The sequence below is a fragment of the Salinicola avicenniae genome (assembly GCF_023736115.1).
GTDB classification, from domain to species: Bacteria; Pseudomonadota; Gammaproteobacteria; order Pseudomonadales; family Halomonadaceae; genus Salinicola; species Salinicola avicenniae.
Window position 1 is genome coordinate 400,758 of sequence record NZ_JAKQZC010000006.1, and the last position, 16,256, is coordinate 417,013.

The 16,256-nt window shown below is 64.8% G+C and carries 15 protein-coding genes; 1 reads left to right on the forward strand and 14 read right to left on the reverse strand.

The window, feature by feature from the left end; genetic code table 11:
- Positions 1-72 precede the first annotated feature (72 nt).
- Positions 73-453, forward strand: coding sequence for a fluoride efflux transporter CrcB (gene crcB / locus MC381_RS16460; RefSeq protein WP_251978845.1), 381 nt, complete (start codon positions 73-75; stop codon positions 451-453).
- Here the strand turns inward: crcB and MC381_RS16465 are convergent.
- The 14 genes from MC381_RS16465 to MC381_RS16530 all read right to left on the reverse strand — a co-directional run bounded on the left by MC381_RS16465 (position 358) and on the right by MC381_RS16530 (position 16,254).
- Positions 358-852, reverse strand: a complete 495-nt coding sequence (locus MC381_RS16465) for a DUF6691 family protein (RefSeq protein ID WP_319022847.1) — start codon at positions 850-852, stop codon at positions 358-360. The two genes, crcB and MC381_RS16465, sit on opposite strands and share 96 nt — an antisense overlap.
- The gene (locus MC381_RS16470) at positions 849-1,304 is read right to left on the reverse strand and encodes a YeeE/YedE family protein (protein ID WP_251978846.1); all 456 of its coding nucleotides are present in this window, start codon (positions 1,302-1,304) and stop codon (positions 849-851) included. Before MC381_RS16470 ends, MC381_RS16465 begins: the two co-directional genes overlap by 4 nt.
- 89 nt (positions 1,305-1,393) lie before the next feature.
- A complete protein-coding gene (locus MC381_RS16475; RefSeq protein WP_251978847.1) occupies positions 1,394-2,308 on the reverse strand; it encodes an MBL fold metallo-hydrolase in 915 nt (304 codons plus the stop codon).
- A 203-nt stretch (positions 2,309-2,511) separates the two neighbouring features.
- Positions 2,512-3,732, reverse strand: a complete 1,221-nt coding sequence (locus MC381_RS16480) for a glycosyltransferase family protein (RefSeq protein WP_251978848.1) — start codon at positions 3,730-3,732, stop codon at positions 2,512-2,514.
- Between the two features lie 86 nt (positions 3,733-3,818).
- The gene (locus MC381_RS16485; protein ID WP_251978849.1) at positions 3,819-4,667 is read right to left on the reverse strand and encodes an HAD-IIB family hydrolase; all 849 of its coding nucleotides are present in this window, start codon (positions 4,665-4,667) and stop codon (positions 3,819-3,821) included.
- A gap of 153 nt (positions 4,668-4,820) precedes the next feature.
- Positions 4,821-5,762: a 2-dehydro-3-deoxygalactonokinase gene (locus MC381_RS16490; RefSeq protein ID WP_251978850.1), complete on the reverse strand. Its 942-nt coding sequence runs from the start codon at positions 5,760-5,762 to the stop codon at positions 4,821-4,823.
- On the reverse strand, positions 5,759-6,445 hold the full coding sequence (locus MC381_RS16495) for a 2-dehydro-3-deoxy-6-phosphogalactonate aldolase (RefSeq protein ID WP_251978851.1): 687 nt from the start codon (positions 6,443-6,445) through the stop codon (positions 5,759-5,761). Before MC381_RS16495 ends, MC381_RS16490 begins: the two co-directional genes overlap by 4 nt.
- 300 nt (positions 6,446-6,745) lie before the next feature.
- Positions 6,746-7,894, reverse strand: a complete 1,149-nt coding sequence (dgoD, locus tag MC381_RS16500; RefSeq protein ID WP_251978852.1) for a galactonate dehydratase — start codon at positions 7,892-7,894, stop codon at positions 6,746-6,748.
- A 90-nt stretch (positions 7,895-7,984) separates the two neighbouring features.
- Positions 7,985-9,289 carry a TRAP transporter large permease gene (locus tag MC381_RS16505; RefSeq protein WP_251978853.1) on the reverse strand — a complete coding sequence of 435 codons (1,305 nt, stop codon included), beginning with the start codon at positions 9,287-9,289 and terminating at the stop codon, positions 7,985-7,987.
- Positions 9,289-9,900: a TRAP transporter small permease subunit gene (locus tag MC381_RS16510; RefSeq protein WP_251978854.1), complete on the reverse strand. Its 612-nt coding sequence runs from the start codon at positions 9,898-9,900 to the stop codon at positions 9,289-9,291. The genes MC381_RS16505 and MC381_RS16510 overlap by 1 nt, the downstream gene beginning before the upstream one ends.
- A 106-nt stretch (positions 9,901-10,006) precedes the next feature.
- On the reverse strand, positions 10,007-11,026 hold the full coding sequence (locus MC381_RS16515; protein WP_251978855.1) for a TRAP transporter substrate-binding protein: 1,020 nt from the start codon (positions 11,024-11,026) through the stop codon (positions 10,007-10,009).
- Positions 11,023-11,916, reverse strand: a complete 894-nt coding sequence (locus MC381_RS16520) for a FadR/GntR family transcriptional regulator (RefSeq protein WP_251978856.1) — start codon at positions 11,914-11,916, stop codon at positions 11,023-11,025. The genes MC381_RS16515 and MC381_RS16520 overlap by 4 nt, the downstream gene beginning before the upstream one ends.
- A gap of 262 nt (positions 11,917-12,178) precedes the next feature.
- The gene (gene glyA / locus MC381_RS16525) at positions 12,179-13,441 is read right to left on the reverse strand and encodes a serine hydroxymethyltransferase (RefSeq protein ID WP_251978857.1); all 1,263 of its coding nucleotides are present in this window, start codon (positions 13,439-13,441) and stop codon (positions 12,179-12,181) included.
- Positions 13,442-13,728: 287 nt separating this feature from the next.
- Positions 13,729-16,254, reverse strand: coding sequence for an ABC transporter permease (locus tag MC381_RS16530; protein WP_251978858.1), 2,526 nt, complete (start codon positions 16,252-16,254; stop codon positions 13,729-13,731).
- Positions 16,255-16,256 lie beyond the last annotated feature (2 nt).

Genomic DNA, 16,256 nt, shown 5'->3' on the forward strand with positions numbered 1-16,256 from the left:
GCGACCACGACGGCTGGGGTGACATGCGTGAGCTCAACCCCGCCCGATGCTCAAGACAAGGACACTGCAAGCATGTGGATCCCGATACTCGCCATCAGTGCCGGTGCTGCCATCGGCGCCAATCTGCGCTGGTGGCTAGGCGCCCAGTACAATGGCGCCTTCCTGCACATCCCCCCCGGCACGTTGATCGCCAATCTGGCGGGCGCCTGGCTGATTGGCGTTGCCCTGAGCTTCTTTCAGGATTCCTCGCTCAGCGTCGAGTGGAAACTGTTCGCCGTGACCGGTCTGCTCGGCGCATTGACCACCTTTTCCACCTTTTCCGCCGAGATGGTCGGTGCCATCCAGAGCGGACGCTGGCTATGGGCGCTCATCGGAACGCTCGTCCACGTCATCGGCTCGTTTGCCATGACGATGCTCGGCATCGCCTGCTACGGGTGGCTGCGCCACGGCTGACCCGAGTCGCGCCAGCCACCAGCCGAGGATCATCGCTGCCACGAAGCCGACCAACGGCCAGCTCGCCGCGGAGAGAGACGCCAGCGCCGGCCCCGGGCAGTAGCCGGAGAGCGCCCAGCCAACGCCAAACAGCACGGCGCCGCCGAGAAGGCGGCCATCCACGTCGCGCCGGCTCGGCAGTTGGAAGCGCGCGCCGAAGCGCGGCCGGCCTCGACGCCAGACCATGCGGTAGCCGATGAAGGTCGTGACCACGGCGCCACCGAGGACGAACATCAGCGTCGGGTCCCAGGCGCCCGTGACGTCGAGAAAGCCGATCACTCTCGCCGGGTCGGTCATGCCGCTGAGGATCAGCCCCAGCCCGAACAGCAATCCGGCCAGTAACCCCGATAGCACGATCATGCGCCGGCTCCCGCCACGTTCCGGACCAGGAAGACGGTCAGCATAGCCACACCGACGAAGACCGCCGTCGCCACCATCGAGCGTGGCGATAGCCGCGCCAGTCCGCAGACACCGTGTCCGCTGGTACAGCCACTGCCGATACTGGTACCCAGCCCCACCAGCAAACCGGCAACCAGCATGATGCCAACCCCGTGGACCGGATCGCCGATCAGGCGCCCCGGCCCGGCAGCGACGTTGCCCCACTCGAGCCCCAGGAGGGCCAGCAGCGGCGACGCTGCGATCACCCCGGCGACGAAGGCGAGTCGCCATCGGCGGTCGCCACCGCGCTCGAACAGCGCACCGGCGGCGATGCCGCTGATACCGGCGATGCGGCCGATCAGCGCCATCAGCACGATGGCCGACAGGCCGATCGAAAAACCACCGACCAGGCCCTTGAAAGCACTTATGAGCATCACGACGCTGCCTCCTTCCTCGGCAATCTTGTCGTCATGGCACCAGTCACCGCCCTCCCCCGCCGGCTAGCGAACCGGATACACATCGCCTAATCCCAGCTCGCCCCCTCCAGCACGTCCAGCGGAATCTTGAGATAGCGCTTGCCGTTGCTTTCTGGTACCGGCAGGCGGCCACCGTCGACGTTGACCTGCAGCGCATGCAGAATCAGCTTCGGCATCGGCAGTTCGCTATCGCGGCGCTGGCGCAGCTCGACATAAGTCGCCTCGCTGCCGTCGCCAAGATCATGCTTGTTCGTGTCGCGCTGTTCGCGCACCGTGCTCTCCCACTGCGGTGCACGCCCTTCGGGCATGTAGTCGTGCCCCGTAAACAGGCGGGTCTCGTCGGGTAACGCCAGAATGGCCTGGATCGAGTGCCACAGCTGATGGGCACTGCCGCCGGGAAAATCGGCGCGGGCCGTGCCGTAGTCGGGCTGGAATAGCGTATCGTGAACGAAAGCCGCATCGCCGATCAGGTAGGTGACCGAGGCCAGCGTGTGTCCCGGCGAATGCATGACGCGCACCGTCAACTCGCCTAGCGGCAGGGTCTCGCCGTCGTTGAGCAGGCGATCCCACTGGCTGCCGTCAGTCGCTAGCGCCGGCCAATTGTAGATCTGCTTCCACAGCGCCTGAACCTCGACCACCGGCTGGCCGATGGCGGTTGGCACGCCGGTTTTGTCATGGAGATAACCGGCAGCGGAGAAGTGGTCGGCGTGGGGATGGGTGTCGAGAATCCAGACGATCGTGAACTCCTGCCGCTCGACATAAGCCAGCAGCTCATCGGCGTGATGTGTCGCCGTCGCACCGGACTTTTCATCGTAGTCGAGCACCGGATCGATGATGACACACTGCTTCGTGGCGGGATCGCTGACCACATACTGAACGCTGAACGTCCGAGGATCGAAGAAGCCGGCGACATCGGGACGGCCCTGAGCCGCATCGCCGGGAGAGAGCGCGAACGTCTTCATGCTGACTCCTGAGTCTGACAAGAATCTCATCAGGATAACGCTGAAAAAGTTCTAACGTTAGATTCTTTACAAATATGCAAAGTGTGGCGACGGGACACCAACGCGATCGCGCCGACAAAATCGACGTGCTCGGCACTCGATGACCTCGTGGCGCCCGCGACGAAGCGCGGGCGAGCAGGTCAGGCGGGCGCAGCGATGCCCGCTCACACGTCGCCGGTATTATCCAGCTCGACTGCCTCGTAGAGCCTGTCCTGTAGATCGGGGATCGCCGCCTGCACGCGGTTCCAACTGGGGATGAACGGCTTGTCGCGGGGAGATTCGAAGAAGGCCGCCCCGGCCTGCATGATGTTGTCGGCGAACAGCTCCACGGCGGCCTCCTCGCTGTGACGGTCGAGCTTGAGCCCGTTCATCGCCGCATCGTGGTCATACGCCTCGATCAGATCGAGCGCGATCCGGTAGTAGGTCGCCTTCACCGTCCGGAAGCTCTCGACGCTCATCTCCACACCCAGCGTCGCCAGCTTGCGATACATTGCCTTGGCGATATCCATGCTCATACGGTTGAGACCGCCGCTCGGGTCCTCCTCGGAAACCGGCTGATGCTTGTGATCGTAGGCATCGGCGATATCCACCTGGCACAGACGCTTGGTCGAGAAGTTGCGGTGGACCTCGGAAAGCACGCCGACCTCGAGCCCCCAGTCGCTGGGAATGCGGATGCCATCGAGCACGTCCGCGCGCATCGAGAATTCACCGGAAAGCGGGTAGCGGTAGCTATCGAGATAGTCGAGATATGGCAACGGGCCATAGATCATCTTGAAGGCGCGGATCAGCGGCGTCACCATCAGCCGCGAAACGCGCCCGTTGAGCTTGCCGGAGGCGATGCGCGAGTAATAGCCCTTGCAGAACTCGTAGTGGAAGCGCGGGTTGGCGATCGGATAGATCAGGCGCGCCAGAAGGCCCCGATCATAGGTGACGATATCGCAGTCGTGCAGCGCCACCGCTTCCGCCTTGCCTGAGGTACGAACATAGCCGGAGCAGTACCAGACATTACAGCCCTTGCCGCGTTCCAGCGGTGCCAAGCCCTCGTCCGCGAGCTCCTGCTGCAGTGCCTGCAGGCGCGGGCCATCGTTCCAGAGAATGCGATGGTGCTGGGGCAGGCGCGAGAAGAAGTCGCGCGCCTTCAGGAACTGCTCCCGGTCGGCGCGATCCAGGCCGATGACGATCTCGCTCAGATAGGGCACCTGGCAAAGCTCGTCGACAATGTGCGAAAGCGCCGGCCCCTCCAGCTCGGAGTAGAGCGAGGGCAGGATCAGTCCCATCGGGCGGCTGCGAGAAAACCGCTTGAGGTCGTTCTCCATCGCTTCCACCGAACGCCGGGTGAGATTGTGGAAGTTGGTGACGATACCGTTCTGGTAGAAATCGCTCATGAGACATCCTCATTGTGTTGTCATCCGGCGTCGCTCCGTGACGCCCCCTCAATCGGTCATCGAGTCACAGGCTCGACCGGCCAGGCTCAGGCCTCGAGCCAATGCGATACGCCTTCCGCCCAGCCTCGCGGTCCGGACGCGCGCGTGCGATAGACCTGCGCACCCTCCAGCGGCATCGGCTGGCCATGCGCCGCGGCAATCACCACCGCCATGTCGGTAGCCGCCAGCAGTGCCAGATCGTTGGGGCCATCACCGAGACCCAATGTGCGCGGACGCTGTCCGCGCAGCGCCTCGTAGCGCGCGACCAGCCAATTCGCTGCCTGTCCCTTGTTCACCGCGCCCATCACGTGCCAGAAGCGCCCGCCTCGGGTCAGCGTGAGGCCATCGGTCTCGAGCGTCTCATGCAGCCGTTTCAGCTTGGCGTCATCGTCTTGCCACACCAGGGGTTCACTGCCCTCTCGTGCCATCGCCTGCGCCGCGCCTGCCGGCGGCAGCCCGGTCAGCTCGCAGACCTCTTCGACTGTCATCTCCCCGAGACGCCGAAAATGCAGGCCGTGCCGCTCGCGCACCACATCCAGACGGCGACGAATGAAATCCACATCCATGCTCGGCGTCTTGATCACCAGTCCATCCGGCGAGGCCGGGTCACGGTCCAGCCGGGCATGCTGCCAGGACGGCGGCAGCCCGATAACCGCGCCATTCTCGGCAATGAACGGTGTCTGCTCGAGAGCCAGCTCCCGGCGTAACGCCAGCAGTTCGGCTCGCGTCTTGCTGGTGGTGGGAATGACCGGCACGCCACGTTCGGCAAGTGTCGCGAGCCAGGCTGCGGCAGGCTGCCAGTCATAGGTGTCGTGATCGAGCAGCGACCCGTCGAGATCGGTAAAGATCAGCAGCGGCGGCGGTTGCCGGGTCGGTCCGTTCGTCGCATCATCCATGGCGTTACCCCATTGCCCAGTCACGGTCGGCCGCAGGAACGCGGTCCATCAATGAAGGTAGCACGGATCGTGCCAACGTCAGCGAGCCGCCCATACCGGCGACTCGCGTGACCGTGGGACCCTTGTTGCGCACCGCGTTGGTGCATGGGCGATTCAGGTTGGGCGTGAGGCGTGGCGCGCGGCAATCGCCGAAACCCCGGCCAGGGTGGCGCGATCGCTGTCGATCGCGTTGACATGCAGGCCGGCCGCCTCGAGCGCCAGCGTGTAGCTTTCACGCAGGGTTTCGGCACCGACCAGCTGCACCGTGGTGATATCCGGACGTGCGCCTCGCATGGCACGCACCTCTTCACCGATCAGCACACCGGACAGGAAGCTGCCCACCTGCCCCGCGGCCAGGCCGGCGTAAAGATGACGGCTACGCGCTTCGAACAGGGCATGCATGACGCCGCCGGCCGCTTCGGCGCGGGAAAGCCCCAGGCGGAACGCCGCCGCGTCGAAGGGTGCTTCATCACGCGCCGGTTCACCCGGCAGCGTATGAAACCGCACCGCATGATAGAGCTCGCCGGTCATCAAGGTGGTGAACGCGGTCATGCGGCCGTGCTCCAGCCGCGCCCACTTGCTGTGGGTACCGGGTAGACAACAGTCGACGCCAGCGGCGCGGGTCGCTGGGTCGGCCAGTGCCAGCGCGCCGAACGCCTGCACCTCTTCGCCACGCATCACGTCGACGTGATCGGCCGTCACCTGCTTGACGCCGGGTACGATCCAGACGTTATCGAGTCCCGGGGCGGCGACCACGCGGTCGGCGAGATCATCGGCCGAGACGGGAAGTTCAAGCTGCGGCGCTTCCGACCAGCCTCTCGCCGAACCGACCATGCCGGCGAGGTAGACGGGAACTCGTCCGCCATCGCGCCAGTCATCCGTCTGCGAGGCACAGTAGTGCGGGAATTCCGGCTGGCTAAGCGCCTTCAGCCCGGAGGCCGAGCGCCGGCTGTCGAGTATGTCACCGCTGGCGATATCGACCAGAAAGGCGCGAAAGTTGCTGGTGCCCCAGTCGACGACGATCAGGCGCTCGGCGTGATCGGCTGCCACGCTCATGCGTCGGCCTCACGCTCGAGATGCTCGGCATGACGCGCGACTTCGCTGATTCGGCGCCACTCCTCGACCAGCCCGCGAGCGATCTCGCCCACTTCGTCGGCTTTGCGCCCCGGCTTGTAGAGATTGCTGCCGAAGCCGAAACCGGCGATACCGTGCGCGTGCCACTCGCTCATGTTGCTCTCGTCGATGCCGCCGACCGCCAGTACCGGCAATCCCTTGGGCAGAATGGCATTGATGTCCTTGAAGTAGCCGGTGCCCAGTCGCGCCGCCGGGAACAATTTGAGCGCCGTGGCGCCAGCCTTGGCCGCGGCCAGCGCTTCGGAAGGCGTCATGCAGCCGATCATCGGTGCCAGGCCATGCTCGACGCCGGCCCGAATCACCTCCGCATCCGTGTTCGGCGTAATCAGAAGCGGCGTCTCCAGCTCGGCGAGGCGCTCGGCGTGGACCGGGTCGAGTACGGTCCCGGCCCCGATCACCACGTCGTCCGGGCAGCGCTTGGCGATCATCGCGATGCTATCCCATGCCCGCGGCGAGTTGAGCGGGATCTCGATCAGCTTGAATCCGGCGTCGACCAGCGCATCGAAGACGCCATCGATCTCCTCCGGCGTGATACCGCGCAGAATCGCCACCAGCGGTCGCTCGGCGAGCGCCGTTTCCAGGGCAAACTTGCGTGTCTCGTTCATCTTTCTCTCCTTGTTTCAGCTCACCTCACACGGCATGCAGACAGCAGGACGCGCCCGCCGAGGCGCGGATTTCCTGATGATCTGCTGAGAGCGCCAGATGAGGGACGCTCAAGGACCAGTTCGTCCATTTTCGGATGCTCTGCTGAGAGCGCAAGTTGCGGCGCGTTCGAGGGCCAGCCGAGCGAGTTGAAGCGCAAGGTGCCCGGCGCACAGAACCCGGAGCATATGGGGTATATGCGAGGAGTTCGCGCACCGGGCAACACGGCGCCTCGCTCGCGCAGGCGGCTATCGAGCGTGCCGTCACCACTCGGCGATGGAGCCGTCTTCATGCGTCCACACCGGGTTTCTCCAGCGATGCCCGACCTTGGCGCGCTCCTCGACGAAGGCCTCGTCGATCTCCACGCCGAGCCCCGGGCCCTGCGGGATCGCGCAGTAGCCATCGGTGATCGAGAGCGCGTTCTTGTCCACCAGATAATCGAGCACGTCGTTGTCTCGATTGTAGTGGATGCCCATGCTCTGCTCTTGAATGAAGGCGTTGTGATTGACCGCATCCACGTGCAGCGATGCGGCCAGTGTCAACGGCCCCAGCGGGCAGTGCGGCGCCAGCGCGACATCGAAGCACGAGGCCAGCGTGGCGATCTTCATGCCTTCGCTGATGCCGCCGCAGTGGGAGAGATCGGGCTGGACGATATCGACCATGCCCTCGGCGAGCAGATCGCGGAATTGATAGCGCGTGTGCAGCCGCTCGCCGGTGGCGATCGGATAGCCCAGGCCCCCCGCGATATGCTTCAGACTCGGCAGGTGCTCGGGCAGCACCGGCTCTTCGACGAACATCGGATGATACGGCTCCAGCTCGCGCAGCAGCGCCTTGGCCATCGGCCGATGAACGCGACCATGGAAGTCGATACCGATACCCACGTCCGGCCCGACCGCGTCGCGCGCCTCGGCGACGCGCGCCACGGCCTCATCCACCTTGGCATGGGAATCGACGATCGCCATTTCGGCCGTGCCGTTCATCTTGAAGGCCGTGAATCCCTGGTCGACCAGCGCCTTGGCGCCGGCGCCGACATCCGCCGGCTTGTCGCCGCCGGTCCAGGCGTACATACGCATGCGATCACGACACGCCCCGCCGAGCAGCTGATGAACCGGTACGCCCAGATCGCGCCCCTTGAGATCCCACAGGGCCTGGTCGATGCCGGCGATGGCGCTCATCAGTATCGGGCCACCACGATAGAAACCGGCGCGGTAGAGCGTGTTCCAGAGATGTTCGATGCGGTGCGGATCCTGACCGATCAGGTAGTCGGACAGCTCATGCACCGCCGCCTCAACGGTGGCCGCGCGCCCTTCCACAACCGGCTCGCCCCAGCCGTAGCAGCCCTCGTCGGTCTCGATCTTGAGAAACAGCCAGCGCGGCGGCACCTGCCAGGTCTTCAAACGGGTAATTTTCACGGATCACCTATGATTCAGTTTGAATCTATTCAGTTTCAGTGTTCGATGCTGCCGGCGCCATGGCACCGGCAGTCGGGCCTACCACTCGCCCTACACCAGCCACATCGCCAGGTTCGGCCACAGCAGCAGCAGCGCCAGCACGCACAATTGAATCGCGATGAACGGCAGCAGCGAGACGAAGATATCCTTGAGGCTGACCGACGGTGGCGCCACGCCCTTGAGATAGAAGGCGGCTGGCCCGAAGGGCGGCGACAGGAAAGAGACCTGCATGTTGACCGCGAACAGAATCCCGAACCAGACCGGATCGTAGCCCAGCTGGACAACGATCGGCACGAAGATCGGCAGTGTCAGCATGGCCACGCCGATCCAGTCGAGGAACATGCCGAGCACCAGCAGAATCGCCATCATCACCAGCATGATCACGATCGGCGCGACATCCAACCCCATGATCATCTGCGAGATAAAGCGGTTGCCACCCATCAGGTTGTAGACGCCGACCAGCGCCGCAGCGCCGATGCCGATCCAGATGATCATGCCACACGTGGTCAGCGTCTGCCCCAGGCTCTGGTGCAGCACCTTCACCGAAAACTCGCCACGCAGCAGGATGGCCAGGAAAACCCCGAACACGCCCATCGCGGCCGCTTCGGTGACAGAGGCGATACCACCGTAGATGGTCCCGAGCACCAGGAAGGCGATCAGACCCGGTACCAGAATCGCCTTGAGCGCCTGTCCCCGAGTCTTGATCTCGTTGTTGGCACGCTCCTCGTCCGTCAGCGGCGGCCCGAGCTTCGGGTTGCGCAGGCAGCGCACCAGCACGTAGGCGATATAACTGCCCATCAGCAGCACCGCTGGCGTGATCGCGGCGGTGAACAGGTCGGCGATCGATTCGCTGGCGATAAGGCCGTAGATGATCAACACGATCGAAGGCGGCATCATGGTTCCCAGCGAGCCACCGGCGCAGACCACGCCGATCGAAAGGTGCTTGTCGTAACCCAGGCGCAGCATCTGCGGCAGCGCCAGGATGCCCAGCAGCACGATCTCACCGCCGATAATGCCGGAGAGCGCGGCCAGGAAGAATGCGACGACCACGGTCTGGATCGCCACGCCGCCGGGCAGCCGGCCGGCGAAGACCCGCATGGCGTTGAACAGGTCCCGGGCGATGCCCGAACGGTCCAGCAGCGAGGCCATCAGTACGAACATTGGCACCGCCACCAGCGAATACTCGGTCACGAAGCCGTAAACGCGGCTCGTCACCAGCGGCAGCGCCATCGGGCCGAACCAGCCGAACGTAAAGGAGAGCGCCACCAGACCGGTAACGAAAGCTAGCGGCAGGCCGGTGACGAGCAGCGCGAAGATGGCCCCGACCAGCAGCCAGGTTCCGGTTGCGATATCCATCAGCCTTTCTCCTCGCCCGCGTCATGGGTCGTGGGACGCTTGCCGCTGAGACTCTGGTAGAGGTGCCACAGCGCCTGCAGCGTCATCAGCACCAGGGCCGCAAGAATCACCGTCTTGACCAGCGCCGGAAACGGCGGATTCCAGGACGTCCCGGAGCGCTCCAGTCGCCAGACGCCGGTGGGGCCGTGAGTCGCGGCCCAGCTCATGGTCCAGGCGGCATAGCTCATGCCGAGGCAGAAGCCGAGCGTCACCAGGTCATTGAAGATATCCAGGCCACGCTTGAGCTTGGGCCCGGCGGTATCATAGAGCACGCGCACGCGAATATGACGGTTGCTGGCCATGGCTACCGGCCCCCCGATGGCGAAGGTCAACGCCACCAGCATGACCACGCTTTCATGCACCCAGGAGGTCGGCGAATCGAAGCCGTAGCGCATCACTACCTCGAAGACACTGATCGCCATGGCGATGAATACCAGCCATGCGGCATAGCGTCCGCCGCGCCGGACCCAACGGTCGAGCGGCGTGCGCACCTCGTCGTTGCTCCCTTCCTCGGGAGCGCCCTCCTGCGCCAGGGCGGCGACCTCTTCGGGCTTGCCGGTCGGTTGCGTCATCTCGTTGTTCCCCTTTCATCTGGGCGGGCCAGGCCCGGCCAATATCAAGACGGGCTGCCGCTCGGCCCGACACGCGGTCGAACGAGACGACAGCCCGGCCGGATCCTTACATCAGATTATTGTCCTGGAGGTAGCCGACCACGGAGTCGTAGAACTCCTGGGTGACCTCGTTACGACCGGCCCAGTTCTCCCACTCTTCCTGCGCGATACGGCGGAATTTGGCGCGCTCCTCGTTGGACATGTCGATAATGTGGATATCGGGGTCCTGACGCGCCTCGCGCACCGCCTGCAGATCCAGCGTCTTCAGGCGGGCGACCATCTCGTAAGCCATCTGATCGACGGACGTCTCGAGGATCGACTTCAAGTCATCCGACAGGCCATCCCAGATCTGCTTGTTGAGCGACACCGAGACCATCGGCAGCGAGTGGAAGCCCGGGTAGTTCGGGTAGTTGGCGAACTCGTAGAGCCCCTGGGCGTAATTGGTCGCGAACACCGTATAGTCGGCGGCATCGATCACCCCCTTCTCGAGCGAGGTGTAGACCTCTGAGCCGGGCAGGTTGACCGGCGTAGCGCCCGCCTTCTCGAAGATGTTGTAGACCATGCCCTCCGGCGCACGAACCTTGAGCCCCTGCAGATCTTCGACGGTCTCGATCGGGCGCGAGCTGGGGAAGGATTCCAGCCCGGTCGCCGCGGCACCGATCAGGTGCACGCCGTAGGGCTCGACCAGTTCGTTGTAGATCTGCTCGCCGCCGTGATACTTCATGTAGTCGAGGAACTGGTAAGGGTCGCTCCAGGCACCGACCAGGTTGCCGATCATGCCGAAGGCGGGGTCCTGCCCCGAGAAGTAGCTGGGATCGGTGAGATGCCCCTGCAGGATGCCGGAACTGACGGCCTGCAGCGTCTGGTTCGCCTGGACCACGGCGTTCACCGGCAGAATCTCGATGGCGATACGCCCGTTGGACATCTGTTCGACATTCTCGGCCCAGGCCTTCTTGATCTCGAACTGCGGCTCGCCCGCGGTTTCCGAGGTCTGGAACGTCCACTCGTAGTCGGCGGCATGCGCACCCAGCGCGAACGCGCCCAGCGTGGCGAAGACGAGGCCTTGTAGTGGCTTGTGTGCTGTCATGGTAAGTCTCCAGGATGACGGGTTGTGGCTAGCGTGTCGTGAGAGAGCACGATCGAAAACGGTTGCCGGGTCAGATCTTCCATTCCCAGATCCCGGCCGGTGCGTTCCAGCACCGATAGCGCCGCTTCAGCGGCAGTCTCCGGCTGACGCAGACGAATCGCCTCCATCATCCGGAAGTGTCGAGCCATGCTGTCGTCGAGCTGCGGGGCGCTGTGCGTCACGGGGCCGGGCGTTGCGGTGCTTTCCGCTGTGTCGCCCGATATCACGGCGCCATGCGTGGTGGCACGCGAGTTCGAGCGTTCGACGATCAAGGCGATGGCGGGCTTGAGCACGTGGCTGATCTGTGCCCAGATCAAATTGTGGGAAGCGGCAAAGATCGCCTCGTGAAAGGCCACGTCGTAGTCGTCGTGGCTCCGCCCCTGCCAGCGTAGGTCGGGTTGCGTCAGGGCATTTATCATCCCTTCGTAGGCGGTCTCGATCGCCAGCAGATCGGCAGCGGTGGCATGTCGCGCCGCCAGCCCGGCGACAAATGGCTCCACCGCCAGCCGAAACGCGAAAACCTCTCGCTGCAAGCGCGGGTTGGGCTGTGCGTAACGCGCCATCCAGGCGCTGACCTGCGGGTCCAGCAGATGCCAGGTGGCCAGCTCGCAGACGCGCGTACCCTGTCCGGAAACCCGCACCAGTAGCCCCACGTTGACCAGCTTCTGCAGCGCGCTGCGCACGGTGCTGCGACTGACGCCGAAGCGCGCGCAGAGGTCCACCTCACGGGGGATCGTCTCGCCGATCGCGTAGTCGCCACTGAAGATCGCCTCGGCCAACACCTCGGCGATGTCGGCGCGCTCGCCACGGGGCGGTGTCGGGTTGTCGGAAGGGATCGAGCCTGCGGTCATACCGATGTCCCACTCACTGGCGCTTATGTCCGACATAGCTTCCAGCAAGTTCGTCATCGTTGCCTTTAGACCATGGTCACGAGACTAAAGTCTCGCCTCTGGTTTCGGCAGAGACGGGGGATGTAGAGTCAGGGATGCAGAGACAGGGATAACGTCGACGGACAGCCCACGATAGGTTGGCGGACAACGCAAAAGAGAGCGAAGGCAGGAACGACAACGCCCCTCCGAAGAGGGGCGTCGTGGGGCGCCGTAACCGAACGGCTCAGCGATAGACCGGCAGGCGGGCGCAGACGGCCTCGACCTTGGCCTTCACCTCGGCTTCCGCACCACTGGAGTCGCCCTGCTGCATGGCGTCGAGGATGTCGCAGATCCAACCGGCAAGCTCGCGACATTCGGCGGCGCCGAAACCGCGGGTGGTGACGGCCGGGGTGCCGATACGCAGGCCGGAGGTGACGAACGGGCTCTGCGGATCGCCCGGCACCGCGTTCTTGTTCACGGTGATATGGGCCCGGCCCAGCGCCGCGTCCGCATCCTTGCCGGTCAGTTCCTGCTTGACCAGCGAGAGCAGGAAGAGGTGATCCTCGGTGCCGCCGGAGACCACCTCAAAACCGCGCTCGATAAACACACCGGCCATCGCCTGGGCGTTTTCGATGACCTGCTGCTGGTAGGTCGTGAACGCCGGATCCATCGCTTCCTTGAAGCAGATCGCCTTGGCCGCGATCACATGCATCAGCGGGCCACCCTGGCCACCGGGGAACACCGCCGACTGCAATTTCTTCTCGATCTCGGCGTCGTTCTCGGCGGAAAGAATCAGGCCGCCACGCGGACCGCGCAGCGTCTTGTGCGTGGTGGTAGTGACCACGTGCGCATGCGGTAGCGGCGTCGGATAGAGACCGGCCGCGACCAGACCGGCAATGTGCGCCATGTCGACCAGCAGGTAAGCACCCACCTCGTCGGCGATTTCGCGGAACTTGGCCCAGTCGATGATCTGCGAGTAGGCGGAGAAGCCGGCAATGATCATCTTCGGCTGGTGCTCGCGCGCCAGCTTGGCCACTTCGTTGTAGTCGATGCGGCCGCTCTCGTCGATACCATACTGCACGGCATTGTAGTGCTTGCCGGAGAAGCTCGGCTTGGCGCCATGCGTCAGGTGGCCGCCGGCATCCAGGCTCATGCCCAGCACGGTGTCGCCCGGCTTGACCAGCGCCTGGAAGACAGCGCCATTGGCCTGGGACCCCGAGTGCGGCTGCACGTTGGCATAGCTCGCCGCGAACAGTTCCTTGGCGTAATCGATCGCCATCTGCTCGACCACGTCCACATACTCGCAGCCACCGTAGTAGCGCTTGCCGGGATAGCCTTCCGCGTACTTGTTGGTCAGCTGCGATCCCTGCGCTTCCATCACGCGCGGGCTCGCATAGTTCTCGGAAGCGATCAGCTCGATGTGAGCTTCCTGACGCGTGACTTCCTTCTGCATCGCGTCCCACAGGGCATCATCGAATCCGGCAATCTGCATCTCTCGGGTGAACATCGACGGGTATCCTCGGCTCGGGGAGGGTTCGACTGGCGCCGGCCGTCGGCAGAACGGCGTCAATCATGAAATCGTGCACTTCCCCGGCAAGGCCCATGGAATACCGTGAGTGAACGGTGTGCCTGCGGCGCGGCGCTTTCCGGGAGCGCGTGGACGCGATGATACCCCAGCGCCAACGGGCTTTCCTATGAAAGTCGGTCATGCGCGAAACCATAATTTCTCACGTTGGCTTTAGTAGCGGTAAAGCGTAGCCGAGGGCGACGCGAAGCATCTCACCCTCGCCCGCTTCAGGTCTCGCCGAGCAACCGGAGGCTCGCCATGGGGGACCGGCGACGCGCCCCGCGCGACAGTAGGAAGCCGATCGTACCGATGATCAACGCCCCAGCCAGCGGCATGACAAGCCACATCACGACGTGCAGGGTCGGCACCAGCCCCAGCCAAGCGTAGATGCCGACCGCCGCCGCTTCCGCGAGCGCCGCGCCGAGCAGACCACTGGCAAACCCCAGCAGGGCGAACTCGGCCCACTGCATGCGCACCAGGGTACGGTTGCCCGCACCAAAAACCCGCAACAGCGCGCCTTCATGGGCGCGTACTGGCCGACTCGCGGTCAGCGCGGCATAGAGCACGCTGATGCCTGCCAGCAGCACGAAGCCAAGCACGAACTCCACGGCCCGCGTGACCTGACCGAGAATGCCGCGCACCTGCTCCAGCAGCGCCTCGACGTTGAGCAGCGATACGCCGGGGTAGTCACGCACCAGCTCGCCCAGCCAGTCCTCATTGTCCGCCGGTAGATGAAACGCCGTGATGTAGCTGTGACCGAAGGCCTCGAGCGCCCCCGGCGGAAAGATGATGAAGAAATTGGGCTGGAAGCTTTCCCAGTCGAGATGGCGCAGACTGGTCACGCGACCGGTCACGCTGTCGCTACCGATGGTGAAGGTCAGGGTATCGCCGAGTGACAGCCCCAGCCGCCCCGCCAGCTCCTCTTCCACGGAAATCGGGACCGGCCCGTCGGATTCGCCGTCGCCCCATGTGTCCTGATCGAACCAGCGCCCGGCGGTCAGTCGATTGCCCGCCGGCAACTCGGCCCGCCAGGTAAGGTTCAGGTCACGTCGCAGTGCTCCATCGCTGCGGTGTGCCTCGGGCACCTTCTCCGCGGGTGCAATACCGTCGATCGCCGTGAGCCGACCTCTCACCATGGGATAGAGTCCGCTGGCGCTGTCGGCCCCGCGCTCGATCAGGGATTCCACGCCCTCGCGCTCGTGCGGCTGAATGTTGATCGCGAAATAATTGGGCGTATCGGCCGGTAGTTGAGCCTGCCAGGTGGTCAACAGATCACCGCGCACCAACGCGATGATCGCCATGGCAGCGAAGGTGACCGAAAAAGCGAGCAACTGCCCCAGACTGGCGGCGCGTCGGCGCGACAGCTGGCGACCGCCAAGCTGCCAGGCGCGGCTGCGCTCGCTGCCCGAGGGTAGACGCGAGAGTGCCGCCAGCAATAACGAAAGCAGCCCGCGACCGACGCCCCAGAGCCCAACCAGCGCGACGAGACCGCCGAGCAGAATACCGAGCGATAGCCACAGATCTCCCGAATAGAGCCACAGCAACGCGCCGAACACGGCGCTGGCCATCGCCACCACGATCCAGCCGGCGGCCGGAATGGGGTCAAGTTCGCGACGCAACACTTTCAGGGCGCTAACGCGTTTCAGGCGCAGCAGGGTTGGCCCGGCGAAACCGACAAGTACCGCCAACGCCGTCAACACGCCCATCGCCCATGGCAGCATACCCGGCGCTGGCAGCTCCAGCGGCAGGAAGCGCACCAGCAATGCCAGCAGTGCGGCCTGACCGGCCAGCCCCAGCAATGCCCCGACCACGGCGGCCACGATACCAAGCCACGCTAGCTGCCAAGCGAACAGTTGACCAAGCTGACGCTGCGAAGCACCGAAGCAGCGCAGCAGCGCCGCGGTATCCAGATGGCGATCGACATAGCGCCGCGTGGCCATGGCGACGGCCACCCCCGCCAGCAGCACCGCGGCCAGACCGGCCAGACTCAGATACTTCTGCGCTCGCTCTAGCGAGCGCCCCAGGCCCGGGCGATCGACGCGCACATCGCGGATCTCCACGCCCGCCGTGCGCAGTCGGTCGAGTTCGTCCTGCAGGCTGTCGATCGCTGCCGGCGATCCCCGTGCCAGCAGCTCGTACTCGATGCGTGAACCGGGACGCACGAGCCCGGTTGCCGCCAGATCGGCCTGGTTAAGCATGACGCGCGGTGCCAGCCCGGCGAAGCCCGCCTGCTGATCGGGTTCGCGCTCGATCAGGCCGGTGACCGGCAGCTTCAGGCTACCAACCTGCACGCGATCTCCCAGCCCGACCTCTAGCAGCCTGGCCAGGCGCGGCGCGATCCAGACCTCCCCCGCCACCGGCCCCTGCGCCAGCGACTCGATGCCGTTGCCGCGGTTCACCTGGACCGTGCCATAGAGCGGATATTGCGCATCGACGACCTTGAGCCCGGCAGGCTGAAAGGCATCTGCCTGACTGACCATCGAGACCAGATCGACCTGGTCGCTCAGCGTCAGGCCAGCATCGCGCAAGGTGGTTCGAAGCGACTCGGCAAACGGATCTCCCTGCTCGAGGACCAGGTCGCCGCCCATCAATTGACCGGCCTGACGAGTCAGGCCGCGCTCAAGTCGGTCCAGGAAGAAGCCGATCATGGTGGTAGCGGCGACCGCCAGCATCAGCGCCAGGAATAGCGCGCGGACGTCGGCCGCGCGCAGATCGCGCCGCAGTCCCTTGAGGGAGAGCAGGATCAGATTCATAA